The sequence below is a fragment of the Xanthobacter sp. ZOL 2024 genome (genome assembly GCF_052932325.1).
Map to the genome: position 1 here is coordinate 2,521,692 of NZ_CM128808.1, position 18,833 is coordinate 2,540,524.

The 18,833-nt window shown below is 66.9% G+C and carries 15 protein-coding genes; 2 read left to right on the plus strand and 13 right to left on the minus strand.

From position 1 onward, the window contains the following. Positions 1 to 134 precede the first annotated feature (134 nt). The 6 genes from ACU4E7_RS11590 to ACU4E7_RS11615 all read right to left on the minus strand — a co-directional run bounded on the left by ACU4E7_RS11590 (position 135) and on the right by ACU4E7_RS11615 (position 5,401). A complete protein-coding gene (locus ACU4E7_RS11590; RefSeq protein ID WP_447018947.1) occupies positions 135 to 1,376 on the minus strand; it encodes a tyrosine-type recombinase/integrase in 1,242 nt (413 codons plus the stop codon). 183 nt (positions 1,377 to 1,559) lie between these two features. Next, entirely contained in the window at positions 1,560 to 2,132 is a 573-nt protein-coding gene (locus ACU4E7_RS11595) for a JAB domain-containing protein (RefSeq protein ID WP_447018948.1), read from the minus strand. A gap of 157 nt (positions 2,133 to 2,289) precedes the next feature. Beyond that, positions 2,290 to 3,117: a type I methionyl aminopeptidase gene (gene map, locus ACU4E7_RS11600; protein ID WP_238119788.1), complete on the minus strand. Its 828-nt coding sequence runs from the start codon at positions 3,115 to 3,117 to the stop codon at positions 2,290 to 2,292. A gap of 106 nt (positions 3,118 to 3,223) precedes the next feature. After that, positions 3,224 to 3,937: a DNA/RNA nuclease SfsA gene (gene sfsA, locus ACU4E7_RS11605; RefSeq protein ID WP_447018949.1), complete on the minus strand. Its 714-nt coding sequence runs from the start codon at positions 3,935 to 3,937 to the stop codon at positions 3,224 to 3,226. Beyond that, on the minus strand, positions 3,937 to 4,404 hold the full coding sequence (locus tag ACU4E7_RS11610; RefSeq protein WP_238119790.1) for a PaaI family thioesterase: 468 nt from the start codon (positions 4,402 to 4,404) through the stop codon (positions 3,937 to 3,939). Before ACU4E7_RS11610 ends, sfsA begins: the two co-directional genes overlap by 1 nt. An 82-nt stretch (positions 4,405 to 4,486) precedes the next feature. Further along, positions 4,487 to 5,401, minus strand: coding sequence for a diacylglycerol/lipid kinase family protein (locus ACU4E7_RS11615; RefSeq protein WP_238119791.1), 915 nt, complete (start codon positions 5,399 to 5,401; stop codon positions 4,487 to 4,489). A gap of 77 nt (positions 5,402 to 5,478) precedes the next feature. Between ACU4E7_RS11615 and ACU4E7_RS11620 the strand changes: the two genes are divergently transcribed. Both ACU4E7_RS11620 and ACU4E7_RS11625 read left to right on the plus strand, forming a co-directional pair. Further along, on the plus strand, positions 5,479 to 5,880 hold the full coding sequence (locus ACU4E7_RS11620) for a hypothetical protein (protein ID WP_238119792.1): 402 nt from the start codon (positions 5,479 to 5,481) through the stop codon (positions 5,878 to 5,880). Positions 5,881 to 6,027: 147 nt separating this feature from the next. Then, positions 6,028 to 7,233 (plus strand): diguanylate cyclase, encoded by a 1,206-nt coding sequence (locus tag ACU4E7_RS11625; RefSeq protein WP_447018950.1) that lies wholly within the window; start codon positions 6,028 to 6,030, stop codon positions 7,231 to 7,233. A gap of 9 nt (positions 7,234 to 7,242) precedes the next feature. On the opposite strand, the gene ACU4E7_RS11630 is transcribed toward ACU4E7_RS11625, so the two are convergent. The 7 genes from ACU4E7_RS11630 to ACU4E7_RS11660 all read right to left on the minus strand — a co-directional run bounded on the left by ACU4E7_RS11630 (position 7,243) and on the right by ACU4E7_RS11660 (position 18,508). After that, positions 7,243 to 8,130 (minus strand): transporter, encoded by an 888-nt coding sequence (locus tag ACU4E7_RS11630; protein ID WP_447018951.1) that lies wholly within the window; start codon positions 8,128 to 8,130, stop codon positions 7,243 to 7,245. Positions 8,131 to 8,254: 124 nt separating this feature from the next. Next, the gene (locus tag ACU4E7_RS11635; protein WP_447018952.1) at positions 8,255 to 9,106 is read right to left on the minus strand and encodes a hypothetical protein; all 852 of its coding nucleotides are present in this window, start codon (positions 9,104 to 9,106) and stop codon (positions 8,255 to 8,257) included. Then, a complete protein-coding gene (locus ACU4E7_RS11640) occupies positions 9,103 to 11,379 on the minus strand; it encodes a hydantoinase B/oxoprolinase family protein (RefSeq protein ID WP_447018953.1) in 2,277 nt (758 codons plus the stop codon). The genes ACU4E7_RS11635 and ACU4E7_RS11640 overlap by 4 nt, the downstream gene beginning before the upstream one ends. A gap of 76 nt (positions 11,380 to 11,455) precedes the next feature. Further along, positions 11,456 to 13,612 carry a hydantoinase/oxoprolinase family protein gene (locus ACU4E7_RS11645; RefSeq protein WP_447018954.1) on the minus strand — a complete coding sequence of 719 codons (2,157 nt, stop codon included), beginning with the start codon at positions 13,610 to 13,612 and terminating at the stop codon, positions 11,456 to 11,458. Positions 13,613 to 13,703: 91 nt separating this feature from the next. Further along, entirely contained in the window at positions 13,704 to 14,102 is a 399-nt protein-coding gene (locus tag ACU4E7_RS11650) for an acetone carboxylase subunit gamma (RefSeq protein ID WP_238119798.1), read from the minus strand. Between the two features lie 5 nt (positions 14,103 to 14,107). After that, a complete protein-coding gene (locus tag ACU4E7_RS11655) occupies positions 14,108 to 16,039 on the minus strand; it encodes a hydantoinase/oxoprolinase family protein (RefSeq protein WP_447018955.1) in 1,932 nt (643 codons plus the stop codon). A gap of 495 nt (positions 16,040 to 16,534) precedes the next feature. Then, entirely contained in the window at positions 16,535 to 18,508 is a 1,974-nt protein-coding gene (locus tag ACU4E7_RS11660; protein ID WP_447018956.1) for a sigma-54-dependent Fis family transcriptional regulator, read from the minus strand. Positions 18,509 to 18,833: the final 325 nt, after the last annotated feature.

Genomic DNA, 18,833 nt, shown 5'->3' on the forward strand with positions numbered 1-18,833 from the left:
GGAAGCGCGCCGCCGCTTACGGTGGTTGGCGAGATGCTGCGCCTCGGCCATCTTTTGCTTGAGATCGGCGACGAAGGCCGTCGGCGCGGGAGTTGTCTTGGCGCGGCGAGAGTTGGGTATGGACGGCCGGGAGGTCATGCGGCCGCCTTCAGGCGCTTCTTCGCCAGCATGGCGCGGACGAACTTGTCCCATTTCGCTATACCGGCGCGCTTTTCTACCATGTAGTGCCAACGGTCGTAGTGCTTGGAGCTGACATCCTGCAAAGCATGGTTCTGGAGGCGATCGCGGATTTCCTTCGAGACGCCCGCCTTACCGGCCAGCGTCTTGAAGGTCCGGCGCAGGTCGCGGTTCGTGACATAGGGGATTACGCCGCGATCCCGCTGGCGCCACATGAACGAATAGAGCGTGCCATGGCTGACCGGTTTCGACGGGTCTTTGGCTGACGGGAAGAACCAGCCGTATTCGTTGACGTTGATGGATGCGAGCAGTTCTGCAGCCAACTCCGGCACCGGAATGGCATGAGGTAGATCGTTCTTGGTCTTAGACCAGTCGATGATTTTCTCCTTAGCGTCCCATTGGTCAATGTGGAGCTTGGCAATTTCCTCGACCCGTTGGCCTGTCAGCATGATGATCCTGACGGCGCGGGCATAAGGTGGATGAACCGGCGTGTCGGGGCATTCGAGCCAGCGATAGAGTTGGACGAACTCGTCTTCGTCGAGCCAGCGTGTGCCTCGGACCTTGGGTTCGGTCGGAATGCCCGCCGCTGGGTTGAAGGGGATGCGGAAGCGGCGAGAGGACTGCTGCCGGTAGTCGTTGTCGGACTTCATCCCCCAGCTAAAGGCAGCATGGATATAGGTGCGCACATGGTCGGCCATCGATTTGGCACCGCGATCGTAGATAGGGCGGATCAATTCGATGATTTCCTCCGCTTCGATCTCACGGGCGAGGCGGTTGCGCCCGAGTGTGTCCGCGATCTTGTTGAGGCCCTTTTCGGTCTCCTTCCAGGATGATTTCCCGGCGGTCTTGAGCGCTGCAACGTAGCCGGCGAACAGATCGGCGATCGTGCCGGGTCGCGTGTCGGTCGCGATCTTGATGCTCCGGCCCTTCTGGATTACGTCAGCGAAGTCGCGCTTGTAGATCTCGCGGGCCTGGGCGAGCGGCATCGATGGATAGGCGCCGATCTTCTTCTTGGTACGTTTGCCGTCACGCCATTGCTGCGCCATCCAGTCGGCAGTGACGCGCTTTGGCATGGGTTTCAGGACGAGGACGAGACGGCCGGTGCCGCGCCCTTCGCCATCGACGAGGTTCTCTTGCTTGCGGCTGATCTCGACCCGCTTCAGCGCATGTCGGATCGCGGTATCGGTCAGGGCAGGCATGGCGTTTCCTCCTTTCCGGAACTGGGATCGGTCGAGGAGAAACGGGGGGCGTTAGCTGGGAGCGGGAGGCCGGTTTCTACCCCTTTTACAACCCCCAATTTGCCGTAACCGCCCCCTGTACGCAATGCTAAAACTGCACGAATTTCTTAGTGATTAAGCTGGTTTGAGCGTGATCCGGCGGGATCAAAATGAGTAAGTGGGATGGTTGTGGCACAGGATGAGGGCGGAGGCGGAGACCTCCAGCGCCCGCTTCACCACCTCGCGCGGGTAGACGGGGGCATGGTCCACGGTGCCGGTCTGCAGCACCTCGTCGGTGATCAGCTGGTTGCGCTTGTCGAGGAACAGCACCCGCACCTGCTCGCGATCGGCATAGGCCATGGCGGTGCGGCAATAATCGATGACGGCGCTCCATGAGGAGAGGGCCGGGCGCCGCTTCACCTGGCCCTTGGCCAGCCGCTGGGCGGCGGCTTCGGCCACCTTCAGCTCGGTGATGATGGCATCCTTCACCCCCGGCACCTCGGCGAGGCGTGGCACCGGCGCGGTGATCACCTCGGCGAACGAGCCGAACCGGTCCAGCAGGGCCTTGGCGAGGGGCTTCACATCGCGGCGCGGCACGGCGCGGAACAAGAGCAGTTCCAGCAACTCGTAATCGGCCAGGGCGGCCGCGCCCACCTCACGGAACCGCGCCCGCAGCCGGTCGCGATGGCCGTGGAAATGGGGAGCATCGTTGAGGCCGTCTTCAGGCTCGTCCGCCATGACGCCGTTTCCGCCGGTGGGCTGCCACAAGGCCGTCATCACCGCGCTACCCCCGGTCGGGGGCGCGGTGATGAGGCGAATCATTCCAAGGTCATTCCAGGTCCATGGTGCGCACTTTCGGCACGTTCGGCCATGGCTGAGCGTGCCGTTTTGCGGGTCATGGAATGTTGTAGGGCGGCTTGTGGTAGCCCTTCGGGCTGATGGTGAAGATCTCCACCCCGGTCTCGGTGACCCCGACCGCATGCTCGAACTGGGCGGACAGGGAGCGGTCGCGGGTGACGGCGGTCCAGCCGTCGGAGAGCACCTTCACGTGGGGGCGGCCGAGGTTGATCATCGGCTCCACGGTGAAGATCATGCCCGGCACCAGCTCCGGCCCCTGGCCGCGCTCGCCCACGTGGACGATATTCGGCTCGTCATGGAACACCCGGCCCACACCGTGGCCACAGAAGTCGCGCACCACGCTCATGTGCTGGGGCTCGACGAACTCCTGGATGGCGGCGCCGATATCGCCCACATGGCCGCCGGGCTTGATGGCGGCGATGCCGCGCATCATGGAGTCATAGGTGGCGTCCAGCAGCCGCTCGGCCCGGCGCGGAATGGCGCCGATGGCGAACATGCGGCTGGAATCGCCATACCAGCCGTCCAGCACGATGGTGACGTCGGCATTGACGATGTCGCCTTCCCGCAGGGGCCGGGAATTGGGCATGCCGTGGCACACCACGTGATTGATGGAGGTGCACACCGAGTAACGATAGCCGCGATACATCAGCGTCGCCGGATAGGCGCCGTGGTCCACGGCATAGTCATAGACCAGCTTGTCGACAGCGGCGGTGGTCACCCCGGGGCCGATCATCTCGGCGATGGCGTCGAGAATCTCCGCCGCCAGCCGGCCGGCGCGGCGCATGCCCTCGAAGCCCTCTGGCCCATACAGCTTGATATGTCCGGTCTTTCGCAGCGGCGCGTCCGCCGCTTCCACATAGCTCATGATGTCGCCTTCTGCCGGGCGCGCCCGTGGCGCCCCGATGTCTGTCTCCAGATTTAGGCCAACTTGCCGTCAACGCAAGCGCGGGCGCGGGCATGGAGCTCCCGCGTCAGCCGATCATCGGGATGTCACCAATCACCTGGATCCCTTCTGGCGATAGCGCACAGGTGAGGGCGATGGCCTCCACACCGGCCGCACGGGCGGCATCGAAGGCGAGGCCGTAGGCCGGATCGAGATCGCGCGCGAGGGCGATGCTGCGGGCCGAGCCGATCTGGCTGATATAGACCATCACCGCGCGCACTCCCGCGCGGGCCTGCGCCGCCAGTTCCACCAGATGCTTGGCGCCGCGGGCGGTGACACAATCGGGAAACTCCGCGGCGCCGGGCGCGCGCATGAGGTGCACGTTCTTCACCTCCACCAGGCAGAGGGGGCGATGGTCGGCTTCCAACTGGATGTCGATGCGGCTGTTGACGCCGTACTTCACCTCGCGGCGCAGCCGGTCATAGCCGGCCAGGGCCGGCACCTGGCCGGCGGTGATGGCCTCCGCCACCAGGGCGTTGGGGTGCATGGTGTTGACCCCCACCAGCTCCGGCCCGCCGCCGAAATCCGCTTCCACCAGCTCCCAGCTATAGGCGAGCTTGCGGGCGGGGTTGGGGCTGAGCGACAGCCAGACGCGGCTGCCGGGGGCGGCAAGCCCGGTCATGGCGCCGGAATTGGCCACGTGCACGGTGGTTTCAGAGCCATCCTCCAGCACCACATCCGCCAGAAAGCGCTTGTAGCGGCGGACCAGCCGCGCGGGAACCAGTGGCGTGGGAAAGCGCATCAGGAGGCCGCCGTCGGGGCATCGCTGCGGCCCATCAGGCAGATCAGGGTCTGGGTGGCGGTCGCGCAATGGGTGCGCGCGCCGTCCGCCTCGGCATAGACATCCACCCGCGTGACAGTGAGCGTGCGGCCGGACCGGGTCACCTCGCCCACCGCCACCAGCCGCGCGCCGCGGCCGGGTGCCATGATGTTGATTTTGTACTCCACCGTCAGCACTGTGGAATCGGCAGGGAACAGGGTGAAGGCGGCATAGCCGCCGGCGGTATCGGCGATGGCGCCGATGGCGCCGCCGTGGAAGAAGCCGTGCTGCTGGGTGATGCTGTCCTGATAGGGCAGCACCACCTCGACCCGCCCGGGCTCCACCGCGCCCAGCGCCGCCCCCAGGGTGGCCATGAAGGGCTGGCGGGCGAAGCTCTCGCGCACGCGCGCTTCATAGGCGGGATCGCTGGGATCGAAGGGGAGGCTCATGGGGGCGTGTGTTTCTTCGGGCGTGTGTTTCTCGGGGGCGGGTGAGGCAGCATAGCCGGGAAGCGGTGCGCCCGCGAGCCGGTCAGGTGATGTCGGTGGCCTGGGCCGCCTGCCAGTGGGGCGAGCCGCGTGGCACCAGCAGGTTCAAGGCGCGCGGGGCGATGGCATAGCGCAGGGGCAGGCTCTCCCGGGTGACCTCGCCATCGGTGGCCACCCACGCCCGGTGGCGTCGCGCGTGGATGGTGACGCGCGGGGTGGAGAACAGGTGGATGCCCGGATTGTCGCGCCACGCCCCCACCAGCACGTCGGCCCCGGCCTTGAGCCGGGCGAAGGCGCCGCGATCCTCCGCCACCAGCACCTCCAGCAGCCCACCGTCGAGGCGCGAGCGGTGCAGGCCTGGCGCGTCGAAGGCATTGACGGTCACCAGCGCCGCATAGGCTTCGATCGGCTGCCGGGCGCCCGCCAGCTCCACCTCCAGCGACATGCGGCCGGCGCGGAAGGCGGCCTTGCCCAGGGCGATGAGCCAGCCGAGCACCCGCCCGTGCCGCTCGCGCTCCTGCTCGCGGGCGAGGGCCATCTGGCTGAAGAAGCCGACCCCGGAGACGCCGTGGAACGGCCGCCCGTTGACCAGCCCCAGGTCCACCTTCATGGGCGCCGCCTGCGCCAGGGCGGCGAGGGCTCCGGCCAGATCGCGCGGGATGCCGATGTCATGGGCGAGCAGATTCATGGTGCCGAACGGCAGCACGCCGAGCACGGTATCGGAATTGGCGTAAGTGGCGGCGGCGAGGGACAAGGTGCCGTCGCCGGCGCCCACCACAACCGTGTCATAGCCATCGAGGGGCGCGCGGCGGATGAGGGCCGCCAGCTCGGCGCCGGCGGCGACCGCCACCTGAACGTCGAGATCGGCTCGCGTCAGGCTGGAGTCCACCTGCCGGCGAAGCGGCTCGGCGCCGAAGTCGGTGACACGGCCGGCTTTGGCATTGAGTACGACGAGCATTCGCCGCATCGTGGGCATCCTTGTTCGGCCGGCGCGGGAACTGTCGCGCCGCGCCATCTCACGTGAGGAAGGGTTTCATGTCCAGTCCATCGCCCGCGACGTCCAAGGTCGGCATCCTGCGTCTGCGCGCCGGGCTGTTGCTGCTTGTCGGTTTCGTGCTCCTGTGCGCCGTCGGTGGACATTTCGTGGCGCGGCAGTTCGGCCTGGGCTGGGGGTGGGTGATCCTCATCGCCGTCATCATCTGGGTGGGCGTGGGCATCACCCTCGCGCGGCTCGATGCGCGCATCTATTTCGCCGTGGCGGCGGCGGTCACCGCGCTGCTCGCCTATCTGGTCTATGATTTCTGCGCCTCGGCCCTGGAATGGCCGGCGACGATCTCGGCGATCCTCGCTTTGGCCGCGACGGCGCTGCTGGCCTTCACCTTCTATGACTTCCTGCGCCTGAAGCAGGAGCTTCGTCGCTGGATCTACCGGCGCTGAGCGCCCCGCGCCTTGACTTTGTGCGGCACTCGTCTAGGTGGAGCCACGCGCGGCCCGCCTGAACGGCGTGTGACTCCTTGCGGGCGGTGATGTCTAAGATGTCGGTCATCTAAGGGTGCTGATCCGAGCGCGGGGGTGGAGCGGGCGATGACGTCGAGCGGCCTGTACATGTACACGGGGCCGATCGTCGCGCTGTTCTTCGCGCTGCTGTATTTCTTCGCCTGGCTCTATCGCCGCGCCCGCCTCTACCTGCTGATCCTCGCGCTGGCCTTCTTCTGCTACACCGTGGCAGCGCTCACGCAGATGGCCCATGTGCCGGCCGATGCCGGGCTGAATGCGGTGCTCTCCGGGGCGGGCTACACCTTGTGCATCCTCCTGCTGGTGAAGGGTATCGAGGGGCGATTCGGTGAAACGCGGCGCGAGGTCTTCAGCCTCGCCATGGCCATCACCGTGATGCTGCTCACCGTCCATTTCTATTACGTCGACCGCAGCCTCATCTCCCGTATCTATGCGCAGAATTTCGGCTATGGGCTGATCTGCACGGTGGCGGCGCTGCGCCTGCGGTTCCACGGCCAGGTGCGCACCCCCCTGGATCGCGCCTTCTTCTGGATCTTCCTGGCGTTCGGCCTGCAGTTCTTCGTGCGCACCGCGCTGACGGTGCCGCTGACCGGTGAGCTTGCCCAATATGAGCAGCTGCTGCAGGCCGGGGTGGAGCGGCGCCAGCTGCTGGAGGTGTTCCGCACCTCGCCCTTCTGGCAGGTGCTGAACTTCACCATCTTCATCAGCGGATTGCTGATCGGCCTCCTGCTGTTCGTGGCCGTGGCCCTCGATGTGATCGAGGATTTCCGCCAGGAAAGCAGTGTCGACCCGCTCACCGGCCTTCTCAACCGCCGCGGCTTTCAGCTGAAGGCGGAGCCGCTCTGGCGCGATGCCGCCATGCGGCCGCTGAGCCTTGTTTATTGCGACATCGACCACTTCAAGACCATCAACGACAGCTTTGGTCATCCCGCCGGAGACGTGGTGCTGCACGGGGTCGGCGAGCTGCTCTCCGGCGAGCTGCGCCATTGGGACGTGGCGGCCCGGTTTGGGGGCGAGGAGTTCGTGCTGCTGCTGCCGCGCGCGTCCGGCGAGAGTGCGGTGGGCCTCGCGGAGCGCATCCGCACACTGCTGCAGGCGACCACGTTCGACGTTCTCGGCGATGGACGGAAGGTGACCGCGAGTTTCGGTGTGGCGGAGGCGGGCGCGACGGAAACTCTCGCCGAGGTGATCCATCGCGCCGACCTCATGGTCTATGAGGCCAAGAGGTCCGGCCGCAATCGCAGTCTTCTGGACCCGGACACCCCCGCGCCCTGAGCCGCGGCTCTAGAACACCTGCAGCAGTCGCACCGTGCCGCGGAAGTCTTCCGGGAAGCCGCCGGAGGTGTTGAAGTCGCGCTGCACCAGACCCAGCACCTGGAAGGTGGGGGTGATGAATTTCGACAGTTCCAGCCGCACCTGGTCACGCTCGGTGGCGTTGCCGGTGGCGACGCCGCCCAGATATTCGGTGCCGCCCCAGAAGCGGGAGTAGCCCACCGCCGCCCGCCAGGTCTCGGCAAAGCCATAGGAGAACCAGGCCTGGACCTGGTAGGTGTTGTCCTGGCTCAGGGTCTGGGTGCCGTTGCCGGCGGATGTATTGTCCCCATACCAGATGACGTCGCCGGTGAGCTGCAGGGCGAAGCCTTGGCCGAGGCCCTGGTACCAGCCCGCCTGGAGATCCAGTTTCCAGCGGTTTTCGCCGAGGTTGAGTGCCTCGCCGGAGGAATATTGGCCGAGCGGCACGAACAGGTAAGGCATGAGACCCACATAGGTCTCGGTGGCCTTGTTGTTCACCACCCACACGGTGGTGGCGAGGATGGGATCGCCAAGGCCCGCTGCGGCATTGAGATCGGTGCCGGCGATGCGCCCGTTATAGAGGGTTCCGGCGGGCAGGAGCACCTGCGGCGCGATGAGGATGCCGCCGATGTCCATGTAATGGACGTAACGCAGAATATCGACGTAGGAATCAAGGCCGGTCTTGCTGGAAATCGTCTGGCCGGATGTGCTCATATATTCCGAGCGGGTGGCGTATTGGCTGTAGAAGACCAGAAGATTGGTGCCGGCCGGCGCCGGCAGGTAATCGGTGGAATTCACGTCGGCGCCGTGGGCGCTGCCGAGCATCAGGGGCAGGGCGCACAGGCCCGCCGCCAGCGCGCGCTGGATGGTGGTGGTCATGTTTCCTCCGGGACTCTTTTGATTTTGAGTTTTGTCCGATAGCCCCCTCCCGCCCGGGAATACGGCGGCAGGGGGCGGTCCGAGGCCGGAGGGTCGCGCGCTCCAGCCTCGGCGAGGGTGCAGCTCAGCCGCGCAGCCGCGCGAGATGGTGCAGCACGGCTTCGGGTTCCGCCCCCACCGGGATCTCGGCGAAGTAGAACTGGCCGGCGGCCAGCGGCGCCAGCTCCGTGCCGTCCCACAGCGTGTTGCTCACGTCGAGGCCGAGGGCCACATCGCCGTGGGCGTCGCTGTCGGTCGGGCGCGGGGCGATGAGGGTGTCGAAATCCCCCGTGGCGGCGCCCGCCCTGCCGCGCAGGGCGAGGCCCCAGCGGTAGTGGCGGGCCACGTTCACCAGCGGCCGATAGCCGGCGCGGTCAGTGGCAGGCGTATCGGCGCCCTCTTCCAGCAGCAGGCCGCCGATGGGCAAAGCGGAAACGGCGCGCATGAGGTCGGCCATATACATGGCGGCGTCCTCCACCATGTCCGCGTCCACGTCGATGCCGTCGCGGCCGGCCATCTGCGCCGCCTCGGTGAGCCAGCGGCGGGGGGCAGGCGCGGCCAGCACCAGGGGCGTCTGGCCGCGCAGGCTTGCGGCCACCGCTTCCACCACCTCGGCCAGGAGCCTGCGCGGGCCCTCCTCCTCCAGCATACGCTTCAGGGGAAAGGCGGCGCGCTTCTTCGATCCCATCTCCGCGGCGAGCGCCGGGTGGCGCGTGGCCCAGGAACGGTAGAGATCGCCCACATCCACCACCCCCACATCGGGGCGCAGCAGGCCGTGGGCCTGGTTGAAGAAGGCGAGATAGCCGGCGGCGCTTTCCCAGGGGTCGCCGGCGGCGCCCAGCAGAAGCCGCCGGGCATAGCCCGACGACTTCAGCCACACGCGGATGCCGGGCACCCCGGATGGCCGGGGCAGGTCATCGGCGAGGCGGGGGCTCATTGCTTCTCGCCTCCCATGCCGCCCAGCGCCGCCAGCCGCACTTCCAGCTCGGCGATACGCACATCCTTGGGATGGGCCATGTAATTGGGTCGGGGCGTGGCGGCGTCGCGCGTTTTCTCGGGTGAACCCATGTAGAGCACCGACACGTCATCGCCCCAGGCGCCGAAATACTGGAGGTGGGACGGCGGGGTCGGCTTGCTCCAGCTCTTCACGAACTCCGAATAGGGCGTGGAGCGGGCGATGCGGGCCTTGCGCTCGGCGGCGCGGGCCTCGGCGGTGGCGGCCTCGTCGATGGCGAGGGTCACGGGATCGAACACCACCTTGTAGAGTCGCGCCGCCACCTCCGGCGACATCAGCCCGTCCTCGATGTCCTTGATGACGCTCGTGGGGTCGCGCTCCAGAAGGTCGCCATAGCCGGCGCCGGCCCCCTGGGAAATCATGAACAATTCACCGCGCTTGGAGATCTCGAAGCCCATGCCCATGTGGTGGGTGGTGTAGCTCGCCCCCTCGAACGGCTGCTCGTTCATGATCTCCTCGATGGAGTGCTTGAACTTCTCCGGCGTGTTCATGAGCACGTCGTAGACGTCCACGCCCTGAACCTTGGAGAGCGGATAGGTGCCGCAGGCATAGCCGCCGAACAGGCCCTGCAGCGGGGGGATCTTGGCGCCCTGTGCGGTGGTCATGAAGCCCCACTGCTCGCTGTCCTTGGTGGCCACCATCATGGTGTAGCCCTGGCCGCCGCGATACTTGCCGGGGGCGATGGCATCGCGCGTCATCTTCTTGGACACGAGCTGCAAGAAGGGCACTTCCTCTTCGTTCAGCTCCTGCTCGCCGATGTCGGCCATGGTGGCGAAGATGGGCGCCAGCGCATGCTCGCCGTCCCGATCGATGGTGGCGCCGGCGCCCATGCCGTTCAAATCGGCGCAGAGATTGCCCAGCGTCTCGCCATGCTGGGAGACGCCGCCCCAGATGAAGGTGTTGATCATGTTGAAGGTGGGCGCATGCACCTTCGTGAACTTCTCCGGGCACGAGTAGAGGAACTTCGCCACCGCGTGCTGGCCCGCCGTGAAGCCCGTGAAGATGGACATCAGCGACTGAGAATTGGGCGCGTCATAGGAGCAGTTGACGATGGAATGGGGGTCGGTGATGACCTCGATGGGCGCGAACGCCGCCTGGCCGCGCGGCAGGTCCGGCCACACATAGCACAGGAACACCTGGGCCAGCATGCCCTTGAGGCCGGCGACGATGGTGTTGGTGGCGCGATTGGTGAATTCGGGCGCCGAACCGCGGAAATCGAAGATCAGCCGGTCACCGGTCTTGGTGAGCTTGCAGTTGATCTTGACCACGCAATTCTCGCGCAGGGTCGAATCCTGGATGATGTAGGTGCGCACCGTCATGTCCGGCCATTGGGAAATGCGGCGCTTCACCTCGGCCCGCACGTTCTCCATGGTCAGGCGCAGGGTGGAGATGAGGGCGTCGGCGCCATCGGTCTTCAGCGTCTCTTCCAGCCGCTGCTTGATGCGCAGGCAGGCGAACAGCTTCACCTTCATGTCTTCATACTGCAGCTTCGGCTCACGCACCGAATTCTGCAGGAAGGTGAGAATGTCGCGCTTGATCTGGTAGTTCTCGACCACCTTGAACGGGCTCATCTTGAGGCCTTCGTCCGAGGGGCTCTCGGCCATGGAGGGCATGCCGCCCGGCTCGATGGCGCCGTTCTCGCCCTCGTGCACGGTGGAGGCCACCCAGCACACCAGCCGGCCCTCGTGGAAGATGGGCAGGATCATGGACTGGTCGGTGTTGTGCACGTTGCCGTAACGGCTGTCGTTATGGATGAAGCCATCACCCTCGCGCACGCCGACGGTGGGATCGTTCATCCAGTTCTTGATGATGAACTTGATGGGGTGGTGCACGAGCGCGGAGAAGATCAGCACGCCGCCGGCGGACGCAATGGCCAGGTCGCCGGACGCCGAATAGACGCCGGTGATGACATCGCCCCACTTGGCGCCGGGGGCGGCGCCCATCTGCTCCACCATCTCATAGCCTTCGTCACAGCCCGACTGGATGCGATCGCGGATCTTGGCGATGGTGTGGGCGTCGCAGGAGGTGGCGATGGCCGCTTCCTCATCCGCCGAGCGCGGCATGAGATCATGGTTCTGCATGATCTCGGGATCGGGGCCGAGGAACAAGGTGGTGTCGTTCAGGAACTTCTGAATGAGGGCCACGTCTTCGCTGCTGGGCAGCTTGCCGTGACCGGTATTGCTCATGTCGTTCATGGGGTGTCCTCCCGGACCATATTGGTGGCTTCTCGCGCCAGGGCGCGTGTCCCCCCGCCGTGGCGGGGGGAGGGCATCAGTGGGTGGTGTCCGGCGTCTTGGCGCGCAGGAACCAGGAGGCGCCCTGCTTGGCGGCGACGAAGGTCCAGCCCGGATTGACCAGGAAGGTGGTCACCTCCGAGGCGACGATGGCCGGCCCCTCGATGGCGACGCCGGGGGCGATGGCGGCGCGGCTCCACACCGGGGTTTCCACCGGCCCGTCCTGGCCGACGAAGTGGCACACCCGGACCGAGGCGGGGGCGGGCGGCGCCTTGCGCTCCGCTTCCGGCACCGGCTTGATGTCGTCGAACTGCACCGTCTCGTGGTGCACATAGGCGGCGACGCGGATGGTGTTGATGCGGATGCCCGCTTCCGGTGCCTGCGACCCCTCGCCGAAGCGCTTGCCGTAGTCGTTCGAGAACTGGGAGATGATGGCGAGCACGTCGCCCGCCCCCTGCACCTCGTGTTTCCCGATCACCGCGGTGGTCTGCACCAGTTGGTTGCCGTAGCGCATGTCCAGTTCGAGGTTGTGGCGGATGTCAGCCAGCGGCACGCCCTGGCGCAGCAGGTCCTGGGTGCCGCGCTCCTTCAGATCGGCGACGATGGCGTTGAAGCGGTCATAGTCGTCGAACAGGGCCCGGGTGTTGCTGTCATACAGCACCATGTAGAGCGACTGCTCGTGGATATGGAGCTGGTGCATGTTGCCCGCGCCCACCGCCGAGAAGACGGAGGAGAGCGGCGGGGCGAGGATGCGGTCGATATTGAGGTTCTGGGCGATGCCGCAGCAGTGCAGCGGGCCGTTGCCGCCATAGGCGAGCATGGTGAAGTCCTTGGGGTCGTAGCCCCGGGCCCGCAGCTCGGTGAAGAGCCCGTTGGCCATGTTGTCGTCCACCTTCTCGCGGATCAGCAGGGCCGCTTCGATCACCGAGCAGTCGAGGTCATCGCACAGCGCATCCTCGATGGCCGCCTTGGCGCGGCGCGGGTTGAGCGGGATGGAGCCGCCCGCATAATTTTCCGCATCGAGATAGCCGAGCAGCAGATCGGCGTCGGTCACCGTGGGGCGCATGCCGCCGCGGTCGTAGCAGGCCGGTCCCGGATCGGAGCCGGCGCTTTCCGGGCCGCACTTCACGGTCTTGTACATGCGGTCGTAGGAGGCGATGGAGCCGCCGCCGGCGCCCAGCGTCACCAGATGCACCATGGGCACCGAGACCAGCCAGCGGTCGATGACCGGGTTGAAGTCGTAATGCTTCACCCCGCCTTCCACCACGATGCCGATGTCGTAGCTGGTGCCGCCCATGTCGGTGGCCACCACATTGCCGAGGCCGGTGAGCATGGCGAGATGCTCGGAGGCGCCGATGCCGGAGACCGGGCCGGAATGGATGGTCTGCAGCGCATCGGTGGAATTGAGCTGCGCCATGCCGCCGGAATTGTGGATCACCAGCATGGGCTTCTCGTAACGATGGGCCCGCAGGTTCTGCTCCAGCGCCGAGAGGGCGTGATACATGGTGGAGTGCAGGTAGCCGTCGACGATGGCCGAGGTCGCCCGCACATATTCGCCTTTGCGCCCCGCCACCTGGTGGGAGAGGATGACCGGAATGGCGCCGAGCAGGTGCGAGGGATATTCCTCCAGCAGGATCTCCTCGATGCGCTGCTCGTGGGCCGGGTTCACCACCGCGTTCACCAGCGCCACCACGATGATCTGCGCGCCGCGGTTCACCAGCTCGCGGATCTGGGTGCGCACGTCCTCTTCGTCCAGCGGCATGACGAGCTTGCCCTGGAAATCCACCCGCTCGCGGATGCCGCGGATCATGTGGGCTTCCACCAGCGGGTCGGGCCGCTGGGCGTTGGGCATGTCCTGCTGGCCGAGATTGTCCAGCCCCTCGCCATAGCCGCGGGCGCGGCTGAGCGGCACCGTGGCCTCATAGCCGGCGGTCACGAGCATGCCGATCTTGGGGCCCTTGTGTTCGATGAGGGCGTTGGTGCCCAGCGTGGTGGCGTAGCGCACGCTGTCCACCGCGCCGAGGATCTCTTCCAGCTCGAGGCCCAGCACGCCGCAGGCCTTGCCCAGCGCCTCGTTGAAGCCCATGGCGAGGTTGTGGTGGGTGGTGAGGGCCTTGGCCTCGATATATTGCTTGTCCCAGACCACGAAGCAGTCGGTGAAGGTGCCGCCGATGTCCACGGAAACGCGTTTCATGTGTCCTCCCTAAGGCGTGTGGCGCCGTTGTCGGTGCTGCGGGCCGCGCGGGCGCTCAAGGGCGCGTGTCCCGGCACCCGCGCGGTTGGCGTCAGTGGCTGTGGCCGTCGTCGCGGGTGACCGCCGGGCCGGCATAGGGCGCGGCCGCCTCGCCGCGGGCGGCCCACTGGGCCTTCAGGGCGTCGAGGTCCACGTCCATGTCGTGCAGGGGCGGATGGCCGGGAATGGCGTATTCGGTCTCCACCTGGGTGCCGCAGTGGGGGCAGCAGAATTCCAGGATGCGCACCCATTCCGGATCCGGGCTGAAGGTGAAGCGATACTTCTGCGGATCGATGATGGGCGGGTGGATCTCGGTGGGGTCGCGATTATAGACGAGGAGGCCTTCCTTGTAGTTCCCGCGGGCCGAGGCGATCTCATGGTCGCAAACCCGGCATTCCCACTTTTCCGACTGCGTATCGATGCGCAGATATTCGGTCATGGCGATTTTCATGTTTTTCAATCCTCCCGGCTCAGCAGGATGTCGCCTGCGTCGCTGATGACGAACTGCCAGCCCCGGGGGACGCGGCAGGTGAAATAGTCTTCTTCCAAGATGGCGGGCCCGGCGGCGAAGTCGCCGGCGGCAAGGTCCGCGAGGCGATAGACCGGCACGTCCATGCGGCCATGCTCGCGCACCAGCACGTTGCGCTTGCCATGGGCGGTGGCGGGGGCCTTGCGGGCAAAGCTGGCCGCGGTTTCCGCCGCCGAGCGCAGCGCCTTCACCGCCTTCAGTTCGAGATCCAGGCTGCGCGCCGCCGCGAAGGCGGTGGGCACCACCGGTTGGTCGCCCAGCGGCAAGGCTTCCGTGCGGCCTTCACCGAAATCGGCGACCAGGCGGGCCTCCACCGTGTAGGTGCCTTCGGCGCAGCCTTCCGCGAACATGTCGCGGGCGGCCTTCACCTTGAGCGTGCGCAGCGTCTCCTCCAGCGTCGCCGGATCGGCAAGGCTCACCTGGTAGCGCTGGGAGATGTCGCAGGCGCCGATGCCGTAGGCAGAGAACACGGCGGCCATCTGCGGAATGGCGACGCGGCGGATGCCGGCCTTGTCGGCGACCCCGCAGGCATTGAGCGGGCCGGCGCCGCCAAAGGCGAGCATGACCGTGTCCGGGCTGATGTGGGTGAAGCGGTGCAGCTCCGCCGCGATCTTCTCCTCATAGGCGAATTCCATGCGCATCAGCGCCTCGTCGAGGCTGATGCCCAGCGGCGTGGCGATGTTGGCGGTCACCGCCGCCGCCGCGCGGTCCACATCGAGCCCCATGCCGCCACCGAAATAGGAGGTGGGATCGAACAGGCCGCTGAGCAGGCTCGCGTCGGTGATGGTCGCCTGCTGGCCGCCACGGCCGAAGCAGGCCGGCCCCGGCACCGCGCCCACACTCTCCGGGCCGATGACGATGCGCCCTTCCACCGCCTTGAAGATGGAGGAGCCGCCGGCGCCGGCGCTGAGGATCTCGCACAGGGGGAAGGAGACGGAGATGCCTTCCACATGGCCGCGCCGCACCTCGGCCACCGTGCCATCCCTGTACTGGCCGATGTCGGTGGTGGTGCCGCCCACGTCGATGGAGACGCTGTCGGTAAAGCCGTAGCGGCGGGAGAAGGCCTTCACCCCTTCCATGCCGCCCCGGGGGCCGGAGGAGTAGGTCTTGATGGCGATGGTCTTGGCGACGCGGGAGGCGTCCCCGTCATTGCGGAAGATGAGCAGCGGATTCTTGGTGCGATAGGCCCGCAGCCGGTTTTCGGCGTTGAAGAGGAAGGCCTCCATGGAGGGGTGGAGGAAGGAGTTGATGAGGGCGGTCCAGGTGCGGCGCTCGCCATCGGCATCGGTGGTGATGTCGGAGCCGTAGAGGATCGGCACCGCGCCCAGCAGGTGGCGGGGATATTTGCGCAGGGCGACGAGGCGGAAGCGATCCTCCAATGCCTGGAAATCGGCGCCGGCGAAGCTCACCACCAGGCGGTTGGCGCCGGCGGCGGTGAGCGCGTTGATGGCCTTCACCACGTCCACGTCGGCGTTCTCGCCGGTGACGGCGGCGGCATCGAGGAACACGATGCGGTCGCCCACCAGGGCCTCGAACACGTCCGCGTCATGGGCGGCGAGCCGGCTCGGCAGATCATGGGCGGCGGCATCGAGGATGAGGCCGAGACGCGGCCCCTTGCGCTCGCAGATGGCGTTGGTGCCCTGGGTGGTGGAATAGCGGATGAGGTCCACTTCCTCGAGCAGTCGCTTCACATCCGGGGCGCCGTACAGCACGCCGGAGGCCTTGGTGAGGCCCTCGAAGAAGCATTTGCTCAAATCATAGGGAGTGGTGAGCACCTTGGTCTTCTTCACCGCGTCATCCGCCATGATGCAGATGTCGGTGAGGGTGCCGCCATTATCGATATTGATCTGCAGGGCCATGCGAGAACAGTCCTCCCTTTTCTTTTCCATGCCCGCCGGATGTCTGCCCCGCCCCTTCGGGCACCCGGTCGGCGCGCGGCCGGGCTGGAGCATGTGAAACGGATTGCAGGGGGACGATCGCAAGCGATGTGCCAAGTGACGGCGACCAGCGCAAAACGAATATTTTCAAGGAATCCGCATCGACTGAAAAAGATTCGCGCTGTGGCGCCTCATTTCAGGAGACGTCTTTGCGAATACACGTTCGGATTTCGGTCGGCATGCTGCGACGCAGGCGAGAGAGTGTTGCGATGCAAAACGTATGAAGGCAAAAAAGAACGCCGCAGACCAAGGCCTGCGGCGTGGAGGAGGTCTTTCGGGGGAGTCGAAAGCCGTTGGGATTTTTGCAAAAGCCGTGCCGATTGCGTGAGGCCGATACTGTAGTGGGATTTTTCTATCGTTTAAAATTGAAAGTGTTGGCCAGTTCGGCGGATGAGTCCGAAAGACTGGTGGAATGTTCTAAGCCGAGGTGCGCCGCACTTCGTCCACGGCGCCTTCCAGGCCATAGCGGCGCAGCTTGGCGTAGACGGTGCTCTTGGCGATGCCGAGGCCGCGGGCCACCGCGGTGACATTGCCCCGATGCGCCTGCATGGCCCGCACCAGCGCCACCCGCTCGGCGGCTTCCATGCCGGTGAGGCCGCTCACGGTCGGCGTCGGGCCTGTGGCATCGTCCGCTGGCGCGACGATGCCGTCGCCGGCCGTCCAGATTTCGTCCGGCACGTCCGCTTCGGTCAGCACGCTGCCTTCGCTGGTCAGAAGCATGCTCTCGATCACGTTGCGCAGCTCGCGCACATTGCCGGGCCAGCCATAGGCGGCGAACAGGTCCAGCACCCGGGGCGCCAGGGGCAGCGCCGGCACCCCCTGGCGGCGGGCCAGCTCCGCCACCAGGTGGCGGGCGATGAGGGGAATATCCTCGGCCCGTTCGCGCAGCGGCGGAATGGTGATGGAGGTGACCGCCACCCGGTAGAACAGATCCATGCGGAACCGGCCGGCGCGCACCTCCTGCCGCAGGTCGCGGTTGGTGGCGGCGACAAGGCGGAAGTTCACCTTGCGCGGCCGGGTCTCGCCGATGCGGTAGACCTCGCCGGATTCCAGCACCCTGAGGAAATGGGGCTGCAGGTCCTTCGGCATCTCGCCGATCTCGTCGAGGAACAAGGTGCCGCCGTCGGCCGCCTCGATCTTGCCGGTCATGCCGCCGCGCCGGGCGCCGGTGAAGGCGCCTTCCGCATAGCCGAACAGCTCGCTGGAGAGCAGCTCGCGGGAAAGGCCGCCGCAGTTCAGGGCCACGAACGGACCCTCAGGGGTGGTGCTGGCGGCGTGCAGGCTCTGGGCGAACACATCCTTGCCGACGCCGGTCTCGCCCAGCAGCAGCACCGGAGCGCGGCTTTTGGCCAGCTGGCGGGCGCGGGCGATGGACTGGCGCAGGGCCGGCGCATCACCCACGAGGCGCGAGAAGGCGGCGGTCTGCGCGGCCGGCGGCGGTTCCGGGGTGGCGCGGGCGATGGGGGCGGGCGCACGGCGGATGGGCAGGGAGAGCACCGCACCCAGCCGTTCGCCGTCCACCTCCACCGGTTCCAGCCATTCCCGGCGGACCCAGGCGGGCAGCTCGCGGGGCAGGCTGTCGCCCTTGCGCCAGTGGAAGCGCAGGGCGCCGACATCGTCGGGCGCCGGCAGGTCGGGGTGGCGACGGCGCAGCTCCATCAGCGCATCGGTGGCGGTGGCATTGGTCTTCACCGCCCGGCCGTGGCGATCGAACACGATGACCCCATCGGTGGTGCCGGCGCCGAGGCGGTCCATGCAGCGTTCCAGCAGGCGGAAGCGCGCATCCATCTCGATCTGCGCCAGCCGGTTCTCGATGCGGCCGGCGGTGGCCACCACCAGCGCCAGGCTGTGCCGGTTGAATGTGTCGGAGAGGCCGGAGACGTCCACCACGCCGAGGATGGTGCCATCGAACGGGTCGCGGATCACGTCGGCGGAGCAGGACCAGCGCTTGATACCGGAACAGAAATGCTCGGCGGAATGGATCTGCACCGGCTGGCCCACCTCGATGGCCGTGCCGATGGCATTGGTGCCGCAGGTCATTTCGCTCCAGGTGGCGCCGGACAACAGGTGGATGTTCTCCGCCGCGTCGCGCAGGCGGGAATCCCCTTCGAGGTTGAGGATGACCCCGGCCTCGTTGGTCAGCACCATCACCGTGCCGGTTTCCGAGAGCAGCTCGCGGGCCGAGGCCATCACCGGGGCGCTGGCTTCCAGGAGGTCGCTGCAGTCGTCCCGCAGGGAGAACAGGGAATCCTCCCGCATGGGCGGCGGCGCCTGATCGCGGCGGGGATCCACGCTGCCGCTCGCGCAGCGGCGCCAGGAATCGTCCACCAGGCGGCGCAGCGCGTCGGAGCCCGGCTCGTTGCCGTGCAGGAAGCGCTCCCACGAGGCCATGATCTTCTCGTCATTCTCGGGGACCGAGAATTTCTGTCCGGGCCTTGAGAAAGGCATGCGGTCGTCCTCCCCTTCACCGGGCCGGCTGGGCCGACCGAGCCTTTCCCCGGACAGATCTGACGTCTGGCTCTGCGGGCAGGCGGCGGTGATGTTGTTTCGGCATCGCAGGGCGCGGCCGCACGGTTCCAAGCATGCGTTCCCAGGCCGCGGCGCTGGCGATGACACGGCCCGCCGCCGTTGGGACGTGCGTGCCGTGCTGAAGAGCGCACTGTAGCATCGTTCGTGCCAATAGGCGCGGTGGTGCAGCGCGCCGCCTGCGGCCGGA

Excerpts from the sequence above, each read along its gene's own strand:
- ACU4E7_RS11635 (WP_447018952.1), bottom strand. The coding sequence starts at position 9,106 with ATGAGCCCCCGCCTCGCCGATGACCTGCCCCGGCCATCCGGGGTGCCC.
- ACU4E7_RS11645 (WP_447018954.1), bottom strand. The coding sequence starts at position 13,612 with ATGAAACGCGTTTCCGTGGACATCGGCGGCACCTTCACCGACTGCTTC.
- ACU4E7_RS11615 (WP_238119791.1), bottom strand. The coding sequence starts at position 5,401 with ATGCTCGTCGTACTCAATGCCAAAGCCGGCCGTGTCACCGACTTCGGC.
- ACU4E7_RS11660 (WP_447018956.1), bottom strand. The coding sequence starts at position 18,508 with ATGGCCTCGTGGGAGCGCTTCCTGCACGGCAACGAGCCGGGCTCCGAC.
- map (WP_238119788.1), bottom strand. The coding sequence starts at position 3,117 with ATGAGCTATGTGGAAGCGGCGGACGCGCCGCTGCGAAAGACCGGACAT.
- ACU4E7_RS11610 (WP_238119790.1), bottom strand. The coding sequence starts at position 4,404 with ATGAGCCTCCCCTTCGATCCCAGCGATCCCGCCTATGAAGCGCGCGTG.
- sfsA (WP_447018949.1), bottom strand. The coding sequence starts at position 3,937 with ATGCGCTTTCCCACGCCACTGGTTCCCGCGCGGCTGGTCCGCCGCTAC.
- ACU4E7_RS11630 (WP_447018951.1), bottom strand. The coding sequence starts at position 8,130 with ATGACCACCACCATCCAGCGCGCGCTGGCGGCGGGCCTGTGCGCCCTG.
- ACU4E7_RS11650 (WP_238119798.1), bottom strand. The coding sequence starts at position 14,102 with ATGAAAATCGCCATGACCGAATATCTGCGCATCGATACGCAGTCGGAA.
- ACU4E7_RS11655 (WP_447018955.1), bottom strand. The coding sequence starts at position 16,039 with ATGGCCCTGCAGATCAATATCGATAATGGCGGCACCCTCACCGACATC.
- ACU4E7_RS11590 (WP_447018947.1), bottom strand. The coding sequence starts at position 1,376 with ATGCCTGCCCTGACCGATACCGCGATCCGACATGCGCTGAAGCGGGTC.
- ACU4E7_RS11620 (WP_238119792.1), top strand. The coding sequence starts at position 5,479 with ATGTCCAGTCCATCGCCCGCGACGTCCAAGGTCGGCATCCTGCGTCTG.
- ACU4E7_RS11640 (WP_447018953.1), bottom strand. The coding sequence starts at position 11,379 with ATGAACGACATGAGCAATACCGGTCACGGCAAGCTGCCCAGCAGCGAA.
- ACU4E7_RS11595 (WP_447018948.1), bottom strand. The coding sequence starts at position 2,132 with ATGGCGGACGAGCCTGAAGACGGCCTCAACGATGCTCCCCATTTCCAC.
- ACU4E7_RS11625 (WP_447018950.1), top strand. The coding sequence starts at position 6,028 with ATGACGTCGAGCGGCCTGTACATGTACACGGGGCCGATCGTCGCGCTG.